Origin of the sequence: Parageobacillus sp. KH3-4, from assembly GCF_022846435.1 — a bacterium.
In the GTDB taxonomy this organism is placed as follows: domain Bacteria; phylum Bacillota; class Bacilli; order Bacillales; family Anoxybacillaceae; genus Parageobacillus; species Parageobacillus thermoglucosidasius_A.
Genome location: NZ_AP025627.1, coordinates 956,504 through 976,974, shown reverse-complemented (window position 1 = coordinate 976,974; position 20,471 = coordinate 956,504). Strand labels below are relative to the sequence as shown.

The following is a 20,471-nucleotide window of genomic DNA, read 5'->3' as shown; positions in this document are numbered from 1 at the left end:
TCGCTCTCCGTTCTGGCATCTCCCTATCTTACATCCATTGTACACTATCTCCATCAATTATCAAACGGATTTTATCCATGTTTCGACATATTGCAATGCTTCCCCGACTTTGCTTGGGTCTTTTCCGCCAGCCTGCGCCATGTCAGCGCGACCGCCGCCACCGCCGCCGCAACGAACGGCAACTTCTTTAATTAATTTTCCAGCATGGTATCCTTTTTCAATTAAGTCATTCGTAATTCCGGCGATCAAACTTACTTTTTCCCCATGCACAGCCGCTAATACGATAATCGCTGAGCCTAATTTTTGTTTTAATTCATCGACCATTGTGCGCAAATGGTTCATGTCAGCGGCGTTTACTTTGCTTGCTAGTACAGGAATTCCGTTTACTTGTTTCACTTTGTTTACAAGGTTGGCTGCTTCCATATTTCCAAGGCGCGCCGCCAATGATTCATTTTCGCGTTGTAATTGGCGAATCTCGTTCATTAGCGCATCGATGCGGTGAGTGATTTCTTTCGGGCTCGTTTTTAATTTTTGCGCGACTTCTTGCAACAAGGCGATTTGTTCATTCATAAAGCGATACGCCGCTTCTCCTGTCACCGCTTCAATCCGGCGGGTGCCTGCACCAATGCCTGATTCAGAAACGATTTTAAACAAGCCGATTGCCGAAGTGTTTGGCACGTGGCAGCCTCCGCAAAGCTCCAAACTGTAATCGCCCACTTGCACAACGCGGACGATGTCCCCGTATTTTTCGCCGAATAAAGCCATTGCGCCCATCGCTTTTGCTTCTGCCAGCGGCTTATAGAAAATATCGACAGGAATGCTGCGCCAAATTTTTTCGTTCACAATCGCTTCGATGCGTTCCAGTTCCTCTGGCTTTACTTGTCCGAAATGCGAAAAGTCAAAGCGCAAGCGATCTGGGGCAACTAGCGATCCCGCTTGATTGACGTGCGGTCCAAGCACATCTTTTAACGCTTGATGCAATAAATGTGTGGCCGTGTGATTTTTCACAATGTTTGCCCGTTTCGCTTCATCGATTCGCGCCATATATGTTTCGCCTTTTTTCAACGTTCCTTTTTCGACGATGATATGATGCAAATGCTGCCCGTTTGGCGCTTTTTGGACATCTTTCACAAACACTCGCGCCGTTTCGTTTTCCAACCATCCTTGGTCAGCGATTTGTCCGCCGCTTTCTGCGTAGAACGGCGTTACATCTAATATAATTTGCGCTTCTTCTCCTTCGCTCACTTCCTCGGCCAGACTGCCATCTTTTACGACCACGGTTACTTTGGACTGCGCTTGTAACTCATCATAACCGACGAAACGGCTTTCGACTTTAATATCACCGAGCACGCCGCCTTGTACTTGCATCGAGTCAACGTCTTGGCGAGCGGCGCGGGCGCGTTCCCGTTGACGCTCCATTTCTCGTTCGAATCCTTCGTGATCCACTTTCATTCCTTTTTCTTGCGCGTACTCTTCCGTTAATTCCACAGGAAAACCATATGTGTCATAAAGTCGGAATGCGTCTTCCCCAGAAATGACATCACTACCGCGCTCTTTTTCTTTTTGGATGACGCTTGCTAAAATCGCCAAGCCTTCATGCAACGTTTCATGGAAACGTTCTTCTTCGTTTTTGATGACTTTTTGAATAAACGCTGCTTTTTCTTTTACTTCTGGATAGAAATCCCCCATGATTTCGCCAACCACTGGCACCAACTCATACATAAATGGACGTTCAATATGAAGCTGTTTTGCAAAACGAACCGCCCGGCGCAACAAGCGGCGCAATACATAGCCACGGCCTTCATTGGATGGAAGCGCCCCGTCTCCAACGGCAAATGTTACCGCCCGGATATGGTCAGCAATCACTTTAAACGCTACATCTTTTTCCGCATCAGCACCATACTGTTCTCCAGAAATCCGTTCTGTCGCACGGATAATCGGCATAAATAAATCTGTTTCAAAGTTTGTCGGCGCTCCCTGCAAAATGGAGCACATCCGCTCCAATCCCATGCCTGTATCAATATTTTTCTTTGGAAGCGGTGTATACGTGCCGTCTGGGTTATGGTTGAATTGTGAAAACACGAGATTCCATACTTCTAAATAGCGGTCGTTATCCCCGCCCGGATATAATTCTGGATCATTCGGGTCATTTCCAAACTCTTCGCCGCGATCATAAAAAATTTCCGTATTCGGGCCGCTCGGGCCTTCACCAATATCCCAGAAATTTCCTTCCAAACGGATAATCCGTTCCTCTGGAAGGCCAATTTCTTTATGCCAAATTTCAAACGCTTCATTGTCTTCTGGATGAATCGTTACCGACAATCGCTCTGGTTCAAAACCAATCCATTTTTCGCTTGTTAAAAATTCCCACGCCCAGTGAATAGCCTCTCGTTTAAAATAATCGCCAATCGAAAAATTTCCGAGCATTTCGAAAAATGTATGGTGACGCGCCGTTTTCCCGACATTTTCAATATCGTTTGTACGAATGGACTTTTGCACGTTGCAAATGCGCGGATTATCCGGGACGACGCGGCCATCAAAATATTTTTTTAATGTGGCGACGCCGCTGTTAATCCACAGCAAAGACGGGTCGTCAACAGGAATGAGCGACGCGCTCGGCTCGATTGCGTGACCTTTTTCTTTGAAAAAATCTAAAAACATTTTCCTTACTTGTGCTGAAGTAAGCTTTTTCATCATAATCCTCCCTTTCTACGCCATATTGAACTTGAATATAAAAAACTCTCATCCCCTTCAGGGACGAGAGTTATGCTCGCGGTACCACCCTGCTTATGAACGGCAAGCCGTTCATCCCCTCTAACGCCGTAACGTGGCGATACGTCAGGTTTTGCCTGCGCTCCGGATTAGCGTTCTGTTACCCTTCATCTGGAATTTCTTTCAGCCACGGAAATTCCTCTCTGTGCGCGAACTCGCGCTTTAAGATGGACTGTAACATACTCGATCCGTCATCGCGTTATGTATTCACTTTTTTCATTGAATGATTATAGACAAGCGGCATTTATTTGTCAATGCGGCCGATAATGTTCTTTCCAATGAAGAAGAGCGACTTTTAACACCGCAAGAAGCGGAACGGCAACAATCAGGCCAAGCACCCCCGCTATTTCCCCGCCAACAAATAATGCAAACATAATCACAAGCGGATGCATATGCAAACTTTTTCCGACGATAAACGGCGATAAAATATTGCCTTCTAAAAACTGAAGAAAAAAAATGATGGCAGAAACAATAAGCATCATTTTGAGCGAAACGGTAGCTGCCAAAATTACGGCAGGAACCGCTCCGATAATCGGTCCAAAATAAGGAATAATATTCGTTACACCAATAATAAACCCGAGTAAAAGCGGATATTCCATGCCCACGATCCATAACGCAAGTGCGGCAACCGTTCCGATGATGAACCCGACCAACAATTGGCCGCGGATATAGCTGCCAAGCGATTCGTCTACATCTTTTAAGAACGCAATCCCTGGTTGGCGCCACCGTTTCGGAGTCATGTACCACACCGCTTTTTTCAGCTGCTCGATATCCTTCAGCATGTAAAAAACGATAAACGGAATAAGCAAAAACAACAGCGCGGAATTAACAAGCCCTTTTACTCCGTTAATAACCGCCGTTAACACGTTCGCCGCCGTTTTTTCCAGCTGTACGATCATCGTTTCGATTCTTGTGTGAATTTCCAGTGGCCATGCCGATGTTTCATTGTGGATTTGTTTTGTCCAGCTCCGGTATGTTTCCGCCAATGCCGGCAAGCTTTCACTCAAGTCTTTCAGCTGTTGGATCAACAGCGGAATTCCTTTATAAAAACCATAGCCTATGCCTCCGAAAAAGAGAAAATAAATCAATAAAATCGCCATCCAGCGCGGAACGCCCTTTTCATGAATGTATTCCACTAATGGATGCAATAAGTACGTAATAAACGCAGCAATCACAAATGGAATAAGTGCGGCCATAAATAAATGCACAACCGGCAGCCATACTTCTTTCATGCGAACAATTAAGTAAATCATCATAACGACAAACAGCCATTTGCTCACACGAATAATGGACAACCATTGCTTCTCCCCCATGGCAACACCCCCTATCGTTAGTGTAGGAACAGAAAGCAGAATTATACAAAAAAGCACCAATTCCCGCAAGGAACAGCGGGAATTGGCGCTTGCTTATTTTTAACGAATCGCCTTCGCTAAACGGCGGCGCATTTTTTTCATGGAACGATTGTTCACCCAACCGTTGCGCTGTGCCAGCTGATAAGCAGCAACTCCTAATCCTAACGCTAACAAAGAGGTCATTGCGCGATTCATGCTCGTTCCCTCCTAAAATTGGATCGTGCGCTCATGTTCATCGAACAAATCATCTAACGAACTTAACGTTCCGTCTTCCTCGACTTGATGTGCGTGAATCATCCCTTTTGAAACAGAAAGCTCGATAAAGCAATCCCAGCAATAATATTGATTGACGCCGATTTTACCTAAATTTTTACTTTTGCAATTTGGGCAAATGAGCACAAACAGCCACTCTCCTTACATCGTTGTGTTTACAATAATCGCTTCTTCTCCGACCGTAAAGGGAACAGCGTCCATCCGCTTTTTCCCTTCCGTCAAATCAGCAAAAAAACCTTCTGTAATCTCATATCCTCCGATTATGCCCAATTGCCCGTGAAAATATACATCTTCCAACAATCCAAGCTTCTGGCCGTCCGCGGTAATCACTGGTTTTCCGGCGATTCCGCGTTCGCTGTAAAGAGAGTAGCCAGTTGGCAAAGAGGAGAACGACCGCAAAAGCGCAGCATCATAAACGACGACCCCATCCGCTCCGAACGCTTGAATGCCATGAAGCGGAAGATACCGATGGCGCGCAAACCATCCTTTGCTTTCGACGATAAACCCTTGGACTTTCCCCGTATTGGTAAAGCAAATGTCACTTATTTTTCCAACGTTTTTCCCTGTTTTTTGCTCATATACGGGAAGCCCTTTCATATGTGAAAATGTCCGCAAAGATCTCTCCACCTTTCCAGACACATTTAGCTTGGCTAGTCGTCCATAAAGTCATACGGTGAAACGTTTTCCATTCCGACGTTCGCGTCTTCCATCGGCAGTTCTCCCTCTACAGCAGGGGCAAGAGAGTTCCGCAATTTTTCCGTCAGCGTTGTTTGCCGAGAGCCATCATCGCTGCGGGCAACACCTAATTTAAACGCCTCTTCTTCGCCGCATAAAATTAAAAATTGTTTGCTTCTTGTCACAGCCGTATATAATAAATTTCTCTTTAACATGCGATAATAGCTCTTTACAACCGGCAAAATGACAATCGGAAATTCGCTCCCTTGCGATTTATGAATCGAACAGCAGTACGCGTGCGTAATTTGCGACAGATCTTGCCGCGAATACGCCACTTCGATGCCATCAAAAGAAACGACGACTAAATCCTGCTTTTCCGTATTTTCCTTCGCGTAAAAAATGGCGACAATTTCCCCGATGTCCCCATTAAACACATTGTCATCAGGCTGATTGACAAGCTGCAGCACCTTATCACCAACCCGATATACGACATCGCCAACAGAAAGTTCCCGCTTTTTCTCGGATTTCGGGTTAAACAAATCTTGCAGCACCTGATTGAGGCGGTCGATTCCAGCAGGACCGCGATACATCGGGGCAAGCACTTGAATGTCTTTTACTGCGAAGCCTTTTCTGCGCGCGTTATCGGCAATTTGCCGAACAACTTCAGCAACTTGTGAAGTCTGGCAGCGAATGAATGAGCGGTCTGCCTTTGGAGCAGTTAAGTCCGAGGGAATGGCCCCGTTTTTCATTTGGTGCGCCAATTCAATAATCGATGAGCCCTCCGCTTGCCGGTATACTTCAGTTAACCGAATGGTCGGGATGACGCCCGCTTGCAATAAATCTTTTAACACTTGTCCCGGTCCGACAGATGGCAGCTGATCTTCATCGCCAACGAGAATCACTTGCATACCGTCCGGAATCGACTTAAATAACTGATTGGCCAGCCACGTATCGACCATGGACATTTCATCAACGATTAAAAGCTTGCCGCTAATCGGCTCATCCTCGTCATGTGTAAAACCTTCCGCCCCATTCCATCCAAGTAAACGATGAATCGTAACCGCAGGCAATCCCGTTGCCTCGCTCATTCTCTTTGCCGCTCTTCCCGTCGGCGCGGCGAGCAAAATCGGAAATGGATGATCTTTCGTGTAATCCTTCGGATCGAGGGAAAGACCGTGCAAATCAGCGAAAATTTCCACGATCCCTTTAATTACTGTCGTTTTTCCTGTACCAGGGCCTCCGGTCAAAATAAACAGCGGGGAAGAAAGCGCTTGTCGAATCGCTTCTTTTTGCGAGGGAGCGTATTGAACGGATAAACGTTCCTCCAGCCTTCCGAGCGCCAACAAAAATTCCGATTCCGGAAACGCCACCACCGCTTCCGTTTGCTGTAAAAGGCGCTTCACGTTTGCCACGATTCCCTTTTCGGCGAAATAAAGCGACGGAATATAAAATTTCTCGTCTTCCTTGATTAGCTTTCCTTCCTCGGCAAGCATTAACAACATTTGTTCGATCGCTTCTTCACTGACTGTTTCTTTTCGTTTCGCCTCCAAAAGCTGTTTGACGTTTGTGAGGAGCTGTCTTTCTGTCACATACACATGCCCTTCTTGAAGGCAATCCCGTTCTATCACAAACAAACACGCAGCGCGAATGCGCGCAGGATGGTTGCCGGAAATACCAAGCCGATAGCCTAATTCGTCAGCGCGGCCAAATCCGATTCCTTCAACATCTTCGACAAGCTGGTAGGGGTTTTGCTGAATAACGGAAAGTGTTTCATCTTGATATACTTGATAAATTTTCATCGACAACTGCGGACCAAAACCAAATTGGGAAAGCGCGATCATCGTCTGCTCCAGCCCTTCATGAGCACGCAACGTATCATACAGCTCTTTTGCTCTTTGCTTTGACAATTTTGGAACATCATCCAATACGCTAGGGTCCGCTAAAATTTTGGAAATAGCATTTTCGCCAAGCGCTTCGACGATCGCTTTTGCCGTTTTTTTTCCGATTCCTTTAAATAAATCGCTTGATAAATAGTGAATGATGCCGTCTTTTGTGTTAGGAAATTGTTTGCGAAAATGTTCTACGACATATTGCCGACCGAACTTTGGATGGTCATGAAATTTCCCGTAAAAAATATACGTATCATGTTCGTTCATTTTAGGGAAATATCCAGTTACAACAACTTCTTGTTCATCGTACGCTTCGTTCGTTTCTTCGACTCGGACGCGAACGACGGAATACAAATTCGCTTCATTATGAAAAATGGTGGAAATATATGATCCTTTAATAAACGATGTTCCCTCGAAAACAAATGATTCCGGCTGCTGCAATGGAATCCCCTGCCCTTTTATCGTTGTAACGCCTTTTCCATCATCTTTTTCCCATATCCGGCAAGCAAATGATCCGGCCGGATCTGAAGCGCGGTCGTAAACATTTTTAATGCGGTCTTTACATCATCTTTATAAGCATAGATAACCCCTAAATTATAATACGCATCGGCATGGCGTTCATCTAACTGGATCGTTTTTTGAAAATAGCCCATCGCCTCATCGACAAATTCAAGCTGCGCAAGGCACAGCCCGAGCTGAAACACCGCCTCTACATCGCGCTCGTTCAACTCCACCGCTCTCTGTAAATACGGCAACGCAAGACGTGGAGCCTCCAAATGCATCAATGACATTCCGAGCATGAAAAAGACGTCTCCATCGTTTAGCCCCTTCTGAATCGCTTGTTCAAACATATCCTTCGCTTGCGCAAACTGCTGGCGTTTGTAATAGACAGATCCCATTCCATAGTATGCCGCCGCCGCGTTGCTATCGAGCTCAATCGCTTTTTTGAAAAAGTTAAGCGCTTTTTCCTCTTCTCCGGCCGCGGCCAACACCGTTCCAAAATTGATGTAGCCGACTGGATCGTGCGGATTTTCTTCAATCGCATCATGAAAACATTTTATCGCTTCTTCATAATTTCCTTTTTGCATATATGCGATTCCTGCTCGGTTTTTCTCCTCCATTTCCTCTTCACTCCTTACGCTCATTATAGCACGTATGTTCGCAATTTTCTATTAATTACACGAAAACCTCAACCCGCATAAGAGTTGAGGTTTTCGTGTCGCATTCTGCCCCAGCGCATGTCGTGATTCTGCAGCATTCTGCCGTTTTTTAGGCGACATACCAAAGTTTTTCGCCATTGCGGAACACTTTATCTATCGTTCCGCCGCCAAGACATTCCTCGCCATTGTAAAATACAACGGCTTGCCCCGGAGTAACAGCGCGAACCGGCTCATCAAAGACGACTTCTACTTTTTCCTCGTCGATAACATGCACAGTAACGCCAGTATCCGGCTGGCGATAACGGAATTTTGCCGTGCATCGGAACGATTTTGGCGGTTTGCGGTCCGATACCCAGTTGACATTTGTCGCAATAAGCGAAGTCGAATATAAATATTCATTGTTAAACCCTTGTGCGACGTACAAAATATTTTCTTTTACGTTTTTGCCGACCACAAACCACGGCTCGCCGTTTCCGCCAATGCCAAGACCGTGTCGCTGTCCGATCGTATAATACATCACTCCATCATGCTTTCCTTTCACTTCGCCGTCCAGCGTTTGCATAATGCCCGGCTGTGCTGGCAAATAGCTGCTTAAAAACTTTTTAAAGTCCCGTTCACCGATAAAGCAAATTCCCGTACTATCTTTTTTTGTTGCTGTGGCAAGCCCTGCGTCTTTCGCGATTTGCCGCACTTGCGCTTTTTCGAGGTGGCCGATCGGAAACATCACCTTCGACAGCTGTTCTTGCCCTAATTGGTTCAAAAAATACGTTTGATCTTTATTTTGGTCGACACCGCGCAGCATTTTATATTCGCCGTCGCGGTACTCGACGCGGGCGTAATGGCCGGTCGCCACGTAGTCTGCGCCGATCGATAACGCATGTTCTAAAAATGCTTTGAACTTAATTTCTTTGTTGCACATCACGTCGGGATTCGGAGTTCGTCCCGCTTTATATTCATCCAAAAAGTACGTAAACACTTTATCCCAATATTGTTTTTCAAAATTAACGGCATAGTACGGAATGCCAATTTGATTGCAGACGCGTACAACATCTTCATAATCTTCCGTTGCCGTGCAAACGCCGTTTTCATCTGTATCGTCCCAGTTTTTCATAAATATGCCGATGACATCGTACCCTTGCTGTTTTAAAAGCAACGCCGCCACCGATGAATCGACTCCCCCCGACATGCCGACAACAACGCGCGTATCTTTTGGGGCCTTGTTCACCTTATTCACCTCCCGTCTACTTAGTTGTTAATCTTTTCACAATTTTTACTGTTTCCGTTGCCGCCTTGGCAATTTGTTCCTTCGTGTTGCCTAATCCGAAACTAAAGCGAACAGAAGAACGAATGCGCTCCGATTCCTTGCCGAACATCGCCACAAGCACGTGTGATGGATCAATTGAACCGGCGGTGCACGCAGAACCGCTTGAAGCTGCTATTCCCGCTAAATCAAGATTGACAAGCATAGATTCAACGTTCGTCCCCGGAAACGCGACATTAACGATATGCGGCAAGCAACGGTCTTCGTTTCCGTTCACAGCGTAAGAAATTCCCGACTCCGCAAAAATAGAAAGCATCGTCTCTCTCAGCAAACGGTACTCCTGCTGCTTGTCGGACATCGTCTCTTGCGCAATTTCCACCGCTTTGGCAAATCCAACAATGCCCGCCACGTTTTCCGTTCCAGCGCGACGTTTCCGCTCTTGTTCTCCACCATAAAAAAGCGGAGAAAATTTTACTGTCTCACGGACATATAAAGCGCCGACCCCTTTTGGACCATTGATTTTATGTGCGGAAACCGACAACAAATCAATATGATAGTCGTTCACGAGAATCGGAACAAGCCCGTATGCTTGTACCGCGTCTGTGTGAAAATAAGCTTGGTGATCTTTTAACAGTTCGCCGATCTCGCGAATGGGCTGCAACACGCCTACCTCATTGTTGGCAAACATAATGGAAACGAGGATCGTATCATCGCGAAGCGCCGCCTTTACATCTGCTGGCGAAACGTTCCCTTGTTCATCAACAGGAAGATAGGTTACTTCAAATCCTTGTTTTTCTAAATACTGGCATGCACGCAATACAGCATGATGCTCAATCATCGATGTAATAATATGGCGTCCACGATGGCGATTAGCCATCGCCGTTCCGATCAGCGCGATATTATCCGCTTCCGTTCCACCGCTTGTGAAAATGATTTCCGATTCTTTCGCGCCAAGACTTGCTGCCACAACGGCTCTTGCTTCATCGACCGCCTGCCGACTTTGTCTTCCGAAAAAATGAATGCTCGACGGATTTCCAAACACTTCGGTCATCAGCGGAATCATGCGTTTTACTACATCGGGATGAACGGGCGAGGTAGCGGCATGATCTAAATAAATTCGGTTCAATGATCATTCTCCTTTCACGGTTAAATGTAAAACATGTATGCTTCATCATCACCTTCGCTATATTTCGCCAAATCTTCCAGCGTCGTGCTGTCCAACACTTCCTCCACGGCATCGCGAACGCGAATCCATAATTCACGTTTTGCCGGTTCTTCCTCGTCCAGCTCCTCCACGGGGCTAATCGGTCCTTCTAAAACACGAATGACATCCCCTGCCGTAATTTTTGCAGGATGATCTGCTAGCACGTATCCGCCATATGCCCCGCGGATGCTTTTGACAAGCCCAGCATTCCTCAGCGGTGTAACAAGCTGTTCCAGATAATGTTCGGACAAATTGTTCGCTTTTGCAATCGAACGCAACGAAATCGGGCGATCCCCGTACTTTTTTGCCAGTTCAATCATAATTGTTAATCCATATCTGCCTTTTGTTGAAATCTTCATCTTATTCCCCCTAACGACTTAAACCTTGTGTTCTTACATGAATTGGCCTTATTAACATCCGCTCTGTCGCGCGCCGGCATTGCGGCAAAGCAATGCCGGCTACAGATCCAATCATAACGCAAAATATTAACGTTCCTATCGATACTGGTCCTCCTAAAACCCAGCCGAAAAAGAGAACCAATCCTTCCATCGCGATCCGGACATTTTGCACTTTCCAACCTGTTAGCTCCGTTAATGCAAGCATTAAACTGTCGCGCGGGCCTGCTCCCATATTAGCTGAGATATATATTCCCATTCCATAGCCCGTAATCACAATTCCGACAAGCAGCATAACTAATTTTCCAATCAACGTTTCGGGAGTTTGCAAATAAGGAATCATCATATATAAATCAATAAAAATGCCGACAAAAATCATATTGAGAAAAGCGCCAATTCTCGGAAATTGCTTTAAAAGCAAAGCAGAAGCCGCTAAAATCGCAACACCGACAATAATCGACCACGTTCCAATCGTCAAGCCGAATTTCCGATATAATCCGATATGCAGCACATCCCACGGTGCGCATCCGAGATCCGCTTTAATCGTTAATACGATGCCAAACGACATAATCAATAATCCAGCAAAAAAAATTCCCCATTGAAGAACGTGCGCATGTTCGTGATGAGAATGGGCCATACTCTCACCTCAATTATATAAATAAACCGATTGTCATTATATCATAAAATTTCGTTTCCTTCATTTTCGAAAATGACTTTGTTGTTTTAACTGTTCTAATCGTTCATATACTTTCGCGTAATATCTTTCGTCTCCATTTTCCTTTGGTGAATAATATTTTACTCCTAACAACTCGTTTGGCAAATATTGTTGAAAAACCCAGCCATTCGGATAATCATGCGGATATTGATACCCTTTTCCATGGCCTAGCACGCTTGCGCCTTTATAATGGGCATCTTTTAAATGATCAGGAATGTCCCCGATTTTTCCGTTGCGCACATCATGAATCGCCGCATCAAGCGCCTTATAGGCAGAATTCGATTTTGCGCTCAAACACAGCTCAATCGTAACAACTGCCAGCGGAATTCTCGCTTCAGGAAGCCCCAATCGCTCCACCGCCGCAATCGCTGCCTGTACTTTCACGCCCATCATCGGATTTGCCAGCCCGATATCTTCGTACGCAATCACAAGCAGCCGTCGGCAAACAGCGGCCAAATCCCCGCCTTCTAACAAACGCGCTAAATAATGCAACGCCGCGTCCACATCGCTGCCGCGAACGCTTTTTTGAAACGCGGATAAAAGCGAATAATACGTATCCCCTTTCTTATCATGGGTAAAACCTCGATTTTCTACGCACTCTCTTACCGTCTGCTCATCAACATGGATGGAGCCGTCGCCCTTCCGCGAAGCATATATGATTGTTTCCAATAAATTCAACGCTAAACGGGCATCCCCGCCTGACGCTTCCGCGATCATGGAAAGCAGCCGCTCTTCCATGTCAATCGAAAGCGCTCCTAATCCCCTGTCGCGATCATGCAAAGCCCGGCGCAAAAGCACAAGAATATCGACCGGCTCAAGCCGCTTTAGCTGCTTAATTTGCCCGCAGCGGCTGCGGATAGCCGGATTTACTTCATGAAACGGATTTTCCGTCGTTGCGCCGATGAGCGTAATCAACCCTTGCTCGATGTGGGGAAGCAAATAATCTTGCTGCGCCTTGTTAAAACGATGAATTTCATCAATAAATAAAATAACATTGCCTGTCAGTTTCGCTGTTTCCACTACTTCTTCCATCTCTTTTTTCCCCGAAGACGTAGCATTAATCGCAAAAAAATCGCGTTGCACGGTTCCAGCAATCGCATGCGCCAACGACGTTTTCCCCACTCCCGGCTCTCCATATAAAAGAAGCGAAGGAACGTGGCCGTTTTTGATCATTTTGTATAACGCGGTATGCGGGCCGATAATATGTTGCTGCCCGACAATCTCATCGATGTTTCTCGGTCTCATCCGAACAGAAAGCGGTTCTGAAGCAAACAGCATAGGCATCCCTCATTTCGTCTGACAGCATAAAAACTTGTTTGATTCGTCTTCTGCCCACTTCATCTAGGCAAAACCGCTTCATGAAAAACAGAAACAGCGATTCTTCTTTCGATTTCATTTCCAGTTGAGCCTTTTCAACATTCCGCACTGCTTGGCCATTTTTGCATCGACGTGGCATGATTTTTGCGCGAACATTTATGCTATCCCTATTAATGTTCTTTCCCTTGTTAATTATAATGGATTTTTTTTTGAAAAAAAATGAAACAACTATACCAACTATAACGTAAAGAAAAGGAGAGCTCAACAAAACGAGCCATCCTTCATATCGGTATGAAACGGAAATGCAAGATGAATAATGGCAATAGCTTTTTACTTTAGCCCCTCGATTAAGCTGATGCGAATTCGGTTCAAACAGATGGATTCAAAGGAAGGTGCTGCTAATTTGATAGGATAGCAGAGAGAAAATGGAATCATTCGACATATAGATTTTAGGGACAAAAAAAGACTTCCCGATTTCAGGAAGCCTTTGGATACAAAGTTTATGTGATTCGGTTATGAAAGCCATCATTGCTGAAAAGGATGAGAACATAAACCAAGCAAAAAGAACGGTTGATTATATGTGATGCTATTTTTCTTTTAAGTGAAAATATTTTTTGATTTGCATTTGTAAAGGCAAGGTATCTTCTATATCTTTTAAATTGGAAAGCATTCCTTGGATGACCGGAATTCTTGGCTTTTCATTACTAATTTCCTCCTCCAGTACGTCAAGTGTAATATAGAGGTCTGATGAATGAGAATGGTGCTTTTTTATTTTTCTTATTTGGTGGAGCAGGTCCTTCTTATGGAGCTTTTTTGTTAATTGGCTAATATGTAAGGGCCCTTGCTCCAGCTCTTCAAATGGTATGATTGCTTCTTCGCCGCTTTTCAATAAACCTTTGACAAGATCATCCATCCGTTGGAGAATGAATGTTGCCAGTTTATAATAGTCGATCTTCTTTTTCTGAAATAACGTCCAATGCATATAAGAGTGAAAAATACCATGCAAAATAATGATTAAATCACCGATAAATGGTTCAATTCGCTTTCCGTAAATGTCCATTAAAGATAATTTATAAAATTGTTTGGTTTCCACATACATCTTATGGATCAATTTAGCGATCGATTCATTAATGGGAATGGCTTGCTCTCTAGTTTGCATAATCAAAAATTCTTTATATTTACTAATTTCTGTATAATTACAGACAAGATATTCCATAAATTTTTCTCTCGGAGAAAGATTTCGCTTGCATATTTCTTCTATTTTCTTTTTCCTTTTATGATAAAAATATTTAAAAATCTCGATAAGCAAGGCTTCTTTTGATTTGAAGTATAAATAAAACGCGCCTTTAGAAATTCCGGCTTCATCAACAATTTCTTGTATAGAAGTTGCGTCAAATCCTTTTTCAGCAAATAATTTCATGGCAACATCAATAATTAATTTTTCTTTTTCCTTCATTTTTTCCACTCACTTTCCAAATGCACTGAATATGACTATGATTTTCATAAATTTCAAGAAAATATTTTAATGAATTTATTGAACACGACCAATTATTCATTATTGTAGCGAATGAATCACGCTGAAATGGAAAACTACGGGGGGTAGAAACTGAATGACCGGACAGTCACTAATATGATTTACATAAATTTAAAGGAAATATTTAATTAATTTATTGACTTATGACTAATTGGTCATATATATTATTGATTATTGCAGCGAATGAATCAAGCGAAAATGGAAAACTACGGGAGGTTGAAAAAATGCTAGACCGAATTATTCATTTTTCCTTAAAAAACAAATTTGCTGTTTGGCTGCTTACCATCATTGTTATGGCAGCAGGTTTATATTCTGGAATGACGATGAAACTTGAAACCATACCGAATATCAACACGCCAGTGATTAGTGTCGTTACGGCCTATCCGGGAGCGACCCCAGAAGAAGTAGCAAATAAAGTGACGATACCGATTGAAAAAGCTGTAAAAAATTTAAATGGGGTAGACATTGTTACTTCCACTTCTTTTCAAAATGCCTCATCTGTACAAATTACATATGATTATGAAAAAGATATGGACGAAGCGAAAAAAGAATTAGAAGAAGCATTAACGTCGATACAGTTTCCTGAAGGTGTGGACAAACCAAAGATTTCGAAAATAAGCTTTAATTCCATTCCAGTAATGGCTTTAAGCATTTCGGATAAAAATGCGTCGCTAGCCGATCTTACAAAAATTGTGGAAGATGAGATTGTCCCATCATTGGAAAGAATTAACGGCGTTTCTTCAGTGCAAATTTCCGGCCAACAAATCGAAGAAGTTCAAATCGCTTTTGATGACAAAAAATTGGCACAGCTTGGTTTAAATAAAGAAACAGTGCAAAATGTAATCAAAGGTTCCGATGTATCCTTTCCTCTCGGTTTGTATACGTTTAACGATAAAGAGCAATCCGTTGTAGTAGATGGCAATATTAGAACATTGGAAGAATTAAAGAATTTGGAAATCCCGATCATCCCACAAGCCGGCAGTCAAAATAATGGAATGAATGCAAATGTTGGAGGCACGGACCTTCAAGGAGTCCAATCGGTGCCCAACACCAGCCATTCAGCGATCACACCAAACAATAACGCCGGCAACCAAACGATCGCGCGAAACACCCAAACAATTGGCTTAAGCAAGCAAGCACAAGGCCTTCCTACAGTAAAATTAGATGAGATTGCTGATATTCAAGTCGTTAAAGAAGCTGAATCGATCTCAAGGACGAATGGAAAGGAAGCGATCGGCCTTCAAATTGTTAAAGCGGCAGATGCGAACACAGTAACTGTCGTCCATGAAATAAAAAAAGAATTAAATAAATTTGCAGATAAAATAGATGGATTAGAAATCATAACAAGTTTTGATATGGCAACACCAATCGAAGAATCGATCAAAACAATGGTCGATAAAGCGTTATTTGGTGCTCTATTTGCAGCGATCATTATCCTTTTATTCTTAAGAAACATTCGTTCAACTCTCATTGCCGCTATTTCCATCCCACTATCTGTCTTAATTGCTTTACTCGTATTAAAGCAATTAGATATTACATTGAATATGATGACGCTAGGCGCAATGACGGTTGCGATTGGACGCGTCATAGACGATTCGATTGTTGTTATTGAAAATATTTATCGAAGACTGCATTTAAAAGAGGAAAAATTAAAAGGAAAACAGTTAATCCGAGAAGCAACAAAGGAAATGTTTATCCCGATCATGTCATCCACCATTGTAACGATCATTGTGTTCCTTCCTCTTGGATTGGTTAAAGGGATGGTCGGAGAATTATTTTTACCTTTTGCATTAACCATTGTTTTTGCTTTACTCGCTTCATTACTTGTTGCCATTACGATTGTTCCTTTAATGGGACACACTCTATTTCAAAAAGAATTAAAAGGACAAAATGAGCATAAAAAAGAAAAACATGGAAAACTTGCAGGGCAATATAAGAAAATCTTAAATTGGTCATTAAATCATAAAATTGTAACAAGCTTCATTGCTGTATTCCTTCTTGTTGCAAGTGTATTTCTCGTCCCTGTGATCGGCGTCAGCTTTTTACCTGCTGATGAAGAAAAAATGATGGTCATTACCTATAAACCAGCTCCAGGCGAAACGCTAGAGAAAGTAAAAGAATATACGTTGGAGGCAGAGAAATATTTCTTAAACAAAAAGAACGTGAAAACAGTGCAGCTTTCCGTTGGCAGCGAAAACCCAATGAATCCTGGGGATACCAACAGTGCAATGATGTTCGTTGCTTATGATGATGACACTCCAGATTTTGATAAAGAAAAAGAACAAGTGATTAAAGACCTTCAAAGAAAAGTAAAACAAGGGGAGTGGCAACAACAAGATTTCTCCGGTAATGCAGGCAACAATCAACTAGTATACTATGTGTATGGGGAAAGCAGGGAAGAACTGGAGCCAATCGTTAATAAAATCCAAGATCTCATGAAAAAGGAAAAAGATTTAACGAAAATCGACTCAAGTATTTCAGAAGCCTATGATGAATTTACGTTAGTGGTTGATCATGAAAAATTAAGCAAACTTGGCTTAACAGCAGCACAAATTGGCTCAGCACTTATGCCAACAAGGCAGAATCCAGTCGTAACAACAATTGAAAAAGACGGAAAAGAACTGAATGTATATTTTAAAATGAAAGAACAAAGCCATGAAAGTATCAATGATTTAACAAATCAAAAGATTCAATCTCCTCTCGGATTTGAAGTGCCAATTAAAGAGTTAGTGGAAGTGAAGAAAGGGAAAACGTCCGATACGATTACCCGTCGGGATGGAAAAATTTATGCAGAGGTTAGCGCTCAAGTAAAAACAAAAGACGTATCAAAAGTGGCGTCAAGCCTGCAAAAAGAAGTGGATAAGATTAAGCTGCCTAAAAATGTTGAAATATCAACAGGCGGCGTAACCGAAGACATTACCGAAACATTTACTCAATTAGGATTAGCGATGATAGCAGCGGTTGCGATTGTCTATTTTGTCCTTGTTGTAACATTTGGCGGCGCACTTACACCGTTCGTCATCCTATTCTCATTACCGTTTACCATTATTGGGGCATTATTGGCTCTCTTCATAACGGGTGAGACCATTAGTGTTTCAGCGATGATCGGTGCTCTTATGTTAATCGGCATTGTCGTAACCAATGCGATCGTATTGATCGACCGTGTGATTCATAAAGAAAAAGAAGGACTAAGCACAAGAGAAGCTTTACTTGAAGCCGGAGCAACTCGTCTACGTCCAATCTTAATGACAGCACTCGCAACAGTTGGAGCATTAATACCGCTAGCGATAGGAATGGAAGGCAGCGGATTAATTTCGAAAGGAATGGCTGTGACCGTTATGGGTGGATTAACAAGCTCCACATTGCTGACACTTTTAATTGTCCCAATCGTGTATGAATCATTAAGCAAATTTAGAAGAAAGAAATTCCAAGACATAGAAGAATAATTCATGTGGAAAGGCACCAGAGAAAATCTGGTGCCTTTTTCGATAATGGTTATTTCGATGATGGCGGGAATGGACATTCTAAGCAAACATCAAATTCCGGAGAAAACATGGATGTTTCCTTCTGACAAAATGCTCTTTATTTGCCATTAGGTTATGTACTGGACACATTCCAACTCCTTTGAAGGCCTGTCCGCACTGTTTGAAAACACTCGAAAAGATCAAGGAAAGAAAGGATTTTCTCATATTTAAGTGCAAAGACTGCCCGTATTACAAAAAGAAGCTGCAAGGAATGGGACTAAGAAAGAGAAGCTTCTTTGATATGCCTTCGTTTTGTTCCCTTCGCCCTTGTTAGTCCAAAATCAAACCATTGACATGTTTGTCAAGCGCGATTGCGATGGCATCTCCTTTATTTTCGCTAAAACGCATCCTTCCAGTGCTGAGTTTTCATAGAATTTTTGACACTGCCCTTTATTTTGCTGCCAATCTGCCCCAGTTGTCATAATGAAGATCCATTATAAAAAATGATTAGTAAACTTTCAACTTGGATAAAATAATATAAAGTTTAATTTGCAGTATGAGGAAAGAATATAATCTATCTAAATGGATTGCGAGGTGTAGTGAAATGAAAACACGACAAGACGCTTGGACTCATGAAGAAGATATCTTATTGGCGGAGACAGTGCTGCGGTATATTCGCGAAGGGGGCACGCAGCTTGCTGCGTTTGAAGAAGTCGGCGATCACCTAAACCGGACAGCGGCAGCATGCGGATTTCGCTGGAACGCTGAAGTTCGGAAACGATACGTGGAAGCAATTGAATTAGCAAAAAAGCAGCGGAAAGAACGGAAGCGGGCATTAGAACAAGCCAAAAAAATACGGCAATCGGAAAATAAGGCGCAGCCGCTTTCGGCCAATTTCGCCGTTTTCCAACAAGGAACATCCGCCTTCCTTCCGGTCCCTGCCATCACGCTCGAACAATGCATCGCTTTTTTGCAAACGTTAAAATCCGATGGTGAACGTTTTGAAATGATCAAAATGGAAAACGAACAGCTAAAACACGAAAATGAGCAATTGCGGACGCACAACGAAAAACTGCAAAAACAATTGGAGCGTTTGGAAAAACAGCAATCCACTGTTAAAGAAGACTACGAGGCATTAGTAAAAATTATGGAACGTGCTCGCAAATTAATCTTAGAAGAAGAGTATGGAGTACAGCCAGCCCATATTTTCCGAATGGACAAAAATGGAAATTTGGAACACATCGCCAAATCTTAATAAAAAACGTCGCAGAAAACGCTCTGCGACGTTTTTTATTCTTCACCGACCCGATAAATTTTAATATCTTTCAAAAGTTCACGCACAACGTATGAAGCCATAATAAGCCCCGCTACCGATGGAACAAACGCGTTCGAAGATGGCGGCATTTGCGCTTTGCGAATCGGTGATTGATCATTGCCGACCACCTTGCGGACATCTTCACGAATAATAATCGGCTTTTCATCGGAAAAGACGACAGGAATGCCTTTCCGGATCCCTTCTTTACGCAATTTAGCGCGAATCACCTTCGCGATCGGGTCCGTATGGGTTTTGGAAATATCGGCGATGCGGAAGCGCGTCGGATCCATTTTGTTGGCAGCGCCCATGCTCGAAATAATCGGGATGTTGCGCTTTAAACACTCCTTCATTAAATGGACTTTATATATGATCGTATCGGAAGCATCGATAACAAAATCAAGATCATAGCTGAAAAATTGTTCATACGTCTCTTCCGTATAAAACATTTGCAACGCGATAACTTTGCATTCCGGGTTAATATCGGCAATGCGTTCTTTCATTAATTCCACTTTGGGGCGACCGATCGTGGAAAGGAGCGCATGAATTTGCCGATTAATATTTGTAATATCAACATTATCCCGATCTACAAGAACAAGGCGTCCGATCCCGGAACGCGCCAGCGCCTCGACAGCAAATGAACCGACTCCTCCGACGCCAAGAACGGCAACCGTTGCATTTTTTAATTTTTCCAATCCTTCTTTTCCAATTGCCAATTCGTTACGTGAAAATTGATGTAACATCTATACCCTCCGTTGCATCGTTCTTATTTTCATACCGCTTTTTATCCTACAATAACAAACCGCCAAATTTCAATCCGATTTTTAGGCAAAACAAAAACAAAATCCCTATGTAAAGCATCGCCTTTACATAGGGAACTTGGGCAAATGATACGTAGCAGCATCCATCGCGCGTAAGTCCCAATCGTGCCGTCGATGCCTTCGTTTTGAACCCGCTCCCAAGCAGGTGGGTGCCCTATTCCAAGGTTTGCACGTCCTTGAACACTAAAGGCATGTACGCCGCTTGGAAACTCCGGGCTCCCGCATAACTTATTGTTCGGTCAAAACAATAGGTTATACGACGAACACATCAGGACTAACTTTTTGTTCATTGTATCATACACTTTGCATCTTTGCAACGAAATAGCA

At 43.2% G+C, this 20,471-nt stretch carries 16 protein-coding genes and 1 other RNA gene; 2 read left to right on the top strand and 15 right to left on the bottom strand.

Annotated elements, in window-relative coordinates; genetic code table 11:
* Window positions 1–60: 60 nt before the first annotated feature.
* The 13 genes from alaS to MWM02_RS04865 form a co-directional block, all read right to left on the bottom strand.
* The gene (gene alaS / locus MWM02_RS04925) at window positions 61–2,694 is read right to left on the bottom strand and encodes an alanine--tRNA ligase (RefSeq protein ID WP_244403065.1); all 2,634 of its coding nucleotides are present in this window, start codon (window positions 2,692–2,694) and stop codon (window positions 61–63) included.
* Between the two features lie 329 nt (window positions 2,695–3,023).
* Complete coding sequence (locus MWM02_RS04920) at window positions 3,024–4,085, bottom strand: AI-2E family transporter (protein ID WP_064549737.1); 1,062 nt, start codon at window positions 4,083–4,085, stop codon at window positions 3,024–3,026.
* Between the two features lie 99 nt (window positions 4,086–4,184).
* Window positions 4,185–4,319 carry a YrzQ family protein gene (locus tag MWM02_RS04915; RefSeq protein ID WP_081260169.1) on the bottom strand — a complete coding sequence of 45 codons (135 nt, stop codon included), beginning with the start codon at window positions 4,317–4,319 and terminating at the stop codon, window positions 4,185–4,187.
* Between the two features lie 12 nt (window positions 4,320–4,331).
* Window positions 4,332–4,523 carry a hypothetical protein gene (locus MWM02_RS04910; protein ID WP_064549736.1) on the bottom strand — a complete coding sequence of 64 codons (192 nt, stop codon included), beginning with the start codon at window positions 4,521–4,523 and terminating at the stop codon, window positions 4,332–4,334.
* Window positions 4,524–4,538: 15 nt separating this feature from the next.
* Entirely contained in the window at window positions 4,539–5,012 is a 474-nt protein-coding gene (locus tag MWM02_RS04905; protein ID WP_064549735.1) for a PRC-barrel domain-containing protein, read from the bottom strand.
* Between the two features lie 35 nt (window positions 5,013–5,047).
* Window positions 5,048–7,402 (bottom strand): SF1B family DNA helicase RecD2, encoded by a 2,355-nt coding sequence (gene recD2, locus MWM02_RS04900; protein WP_064549734.1) that lies wholly within the window; start codon window positions 7,400–7,402, stop codon window positions 5,048–5,050.
* A 17-nt stretch (window positions 7,403–7,419) separates the two neighbouring features.
* A complete protein-coding gene (locus MWM02_RS04895; RefSeq protein WP_064549733.1) occupies window positions 7,420–8,082 on the bottom strand; it encodes a tetratricopeptide repeat protein in 663 nt (220 codons plus the stop codon).
* Between the two features lie 148 nt (window positions 8,083–8,230).
* Window positions 8,231–9,346, bottom strand: a complete 1,116-nt coding sequence (gene mnmA / locus MWM02_RS04890) for a tRNA 2-thiouridine(34) synthase MnmA (protein ID WP_064549732.1) — start codon at window positions 9,344–9,346, stop codon at window positions 8,231–8,233.
* Window positions 9,347–9,362: 16 nt separating this feature from the next.
* Window positions 9,363–10,508 carry a cysteine desulfurase family protein gene (locus MWM02_RS04885; RefSeq protein ID WP_064549731.1) on the bottom strand — a complete coding sequence of 382 codons (1,146 nt, stop codon included), beginning with the start codon at window positions 10,506–10,508 and terminating at the stop codon, window positions 9,363–9,365.
* 20 nt (window positions 10,509–10,528) lie between these two features.
* Window positions 10,529–10,945: a cysteine metabolism transcriptional regulator CymR gene (gene cymR, locus MWM02_RS04880; protein WP_064549730.1), complete on the bottom strand. Its 417-nt coding sequence runs from the start codon at window positions 10,943–10,945 to the stop codon at window positions 10,529–10,531.
* A gap of 10 nt (window positions 10,946–10,955) precedes the next feature.
* Window positions 10,956–11,618 (bottom strand): YczE/YyaS/YitT family protein, encoded by a 663-nt coding sequence (locus tag MWM02_RS04875; protein WP_064549729.1) that lies wholly within the window; start codon window positions 11,616–11,618, stop codon window positions 10,956–10,958.
* 60 nt (window positions 11,619–11,678) lie between these two features.
* Entirely contained in the window at window positions 11,679–12,974 is a 1,296-nt protein-coding gene (locus tag MWM02_RS04870; RefSeq protein WP_244403064.1) for a replication-associated recombination protein A, read from the bottom strand.
* Window positions 12,975–13,599: 625 nt separating this feature from the next.
* Window positions 13,600–14,469, bottom strand: a complete 870-nt coding sequence (locus MWM02_RS04865; RefSeq protein ID WP_244403063.1) for a TetR/AcrR family transcriptional regulator — start codon at window positions 14,467–14,469, stop codon at window positions 13,600–13,602.
* A gap of 302 nt (window positions 14,470–14,771) precedes the next feature.
* Between MWM02_RS04865 and MWM02_RS04860 the strand changes: the two genes are divergently transcribed.
* Both MWM02_RS04860 and MWM02_RS04855 read left to right on the top strand, forming a co-directional pair.
* A complete protein-coding gene (locus MWM02_RS04860) occupies window positions 14,772–17,993 on the top strand; it encodes an efflux RND transporter permease subunit (RefSeq protein WP_244403062.1) in 3,222 nt (1,073 codons plus the stop codon).
* 622 nt (window positions 17,994–18,615) lie between these two features.
* Window positions 18,616–19,266, top strand: coding sequence for an RsfA family transcriptional regulator (locus MWM02_RS04855; protein ID WP_064549725.1), 651 nt, complete (start codon window positions 18,616–18,618; stop codon window positions 19,264–19,266).
* Window positions 19,267–19,301: 35 nt separating this feature from the next.
* Here MWM02_RS04855 and MWM02_RS04850 read toward each other — a convergent pair whose 3' ends face one another.
* Together MWM02_RS04850 and ssrS are read right to left on the bottom strand one after the other, a co-directional pair.
* Window positions 19,302–20,066 carry a tRNA threonylcarbamoyladenosine dehydratase gene (locus MWM02_RS04850; RefSeq protein ID WP_064549724.1) on the bottom strand — a complete coding sequence of 255 codons (765 nt, stop codon included), beginning with the start codon at window positions 20,064–20,066 and terminating at the stop codon, window positions 19,302–19,304.
* A gap of 170 nt (window positions 20,067–20,236) precedes the next feature.
* Window positions 20,237–20,422: non-coding RNA, 6S RNA (gene ssrS / locus MWM02_RS04845), on the bottom strand.
* Window positions 20,423–20,471 lie beyond the last annotated feature (49 nt).

Excerpts from the sequence above, each read along its gene's own strand:
- MWM02_RS04875 (WP_064549729.1), bottom strand. The coding sequence starts at position 11,618 with ATGGCCCATTCTCATCACGAACATGCGCACGTTCTTCAATGGGGAATT.
- MWM02_RS04850 (WP_064549724.1), bottom strand. The coding sequence starts at position 20,066 with ATGTTACATCAATTTTCACGTAACGAATTGGCAATTGGAAAAGAAGGA.
- MWM02_RS04865 (WP_244403063.1), bottom strand. The coding sequence starts at position 14,469 with ATGAAGGAAAAAGAAAAATTAATTATTGATGTTGCCATGAAATTATTT.
- MWM02_RS04920 (WP_064549737.1), bottom strand. The coding sequence starts at position 4,085 with ATGGGGGAGAAGCAATGGTTGTCCATTATTCGTGTGAGCAAATGGCTG.
- MWM02_RS04895 (WP_064549733.1), bottom strand. The coding sequence starts at position 8,082 with ATGGAGGAGAAAAACCGAGCAGGAATCGCATATATGCAAAAAGGAAAT.
- alaS (WP_244403065.1), bottom strand. The coding sequence starts at position 2,694 with ATGAAAAAGCTTACTTCAGCACAAGTAAGGAAAATGTTTTTAGATTTT.
- MWM02_RS04915 (WP_081260169.1), bottom strand. The coding sequence starts at position 4,319 with ATGAATCGCGCAATGACCTCTTTGTTAGCGTTAGGATTAGGAGTTGCT.
- MWM02_RS04855 (WP_064549725.1), top strand. The coding sequence starts at position 18,616 with ATGAAAACACGACAAGACGCTTGGACTCATGAAGAAGATATCTTATTG.
- MWM02_RS04860 (WP_244403062.1), top strand. The coding sequence starts at position 14,772 with ATGCTAGACCGAATTATTCATTTTTCCTTAAAAAACAAATTTGCTGTT.
- MWM02_RS04870 (WP_244403064.1), bottom strand. The coding sequence starts at position 12,974 with ATGCTGTTTGCTTCAGAACCGCTTTCTGTTCGGATGAGACCGAGAAAC.
- cymR (WP_064549730.1), bottom strand. The coding sequence starts at position 10,945 with ATGAAGATTTCAACAAAAGGCAGATATGGATTAACAATTATGATTGAA.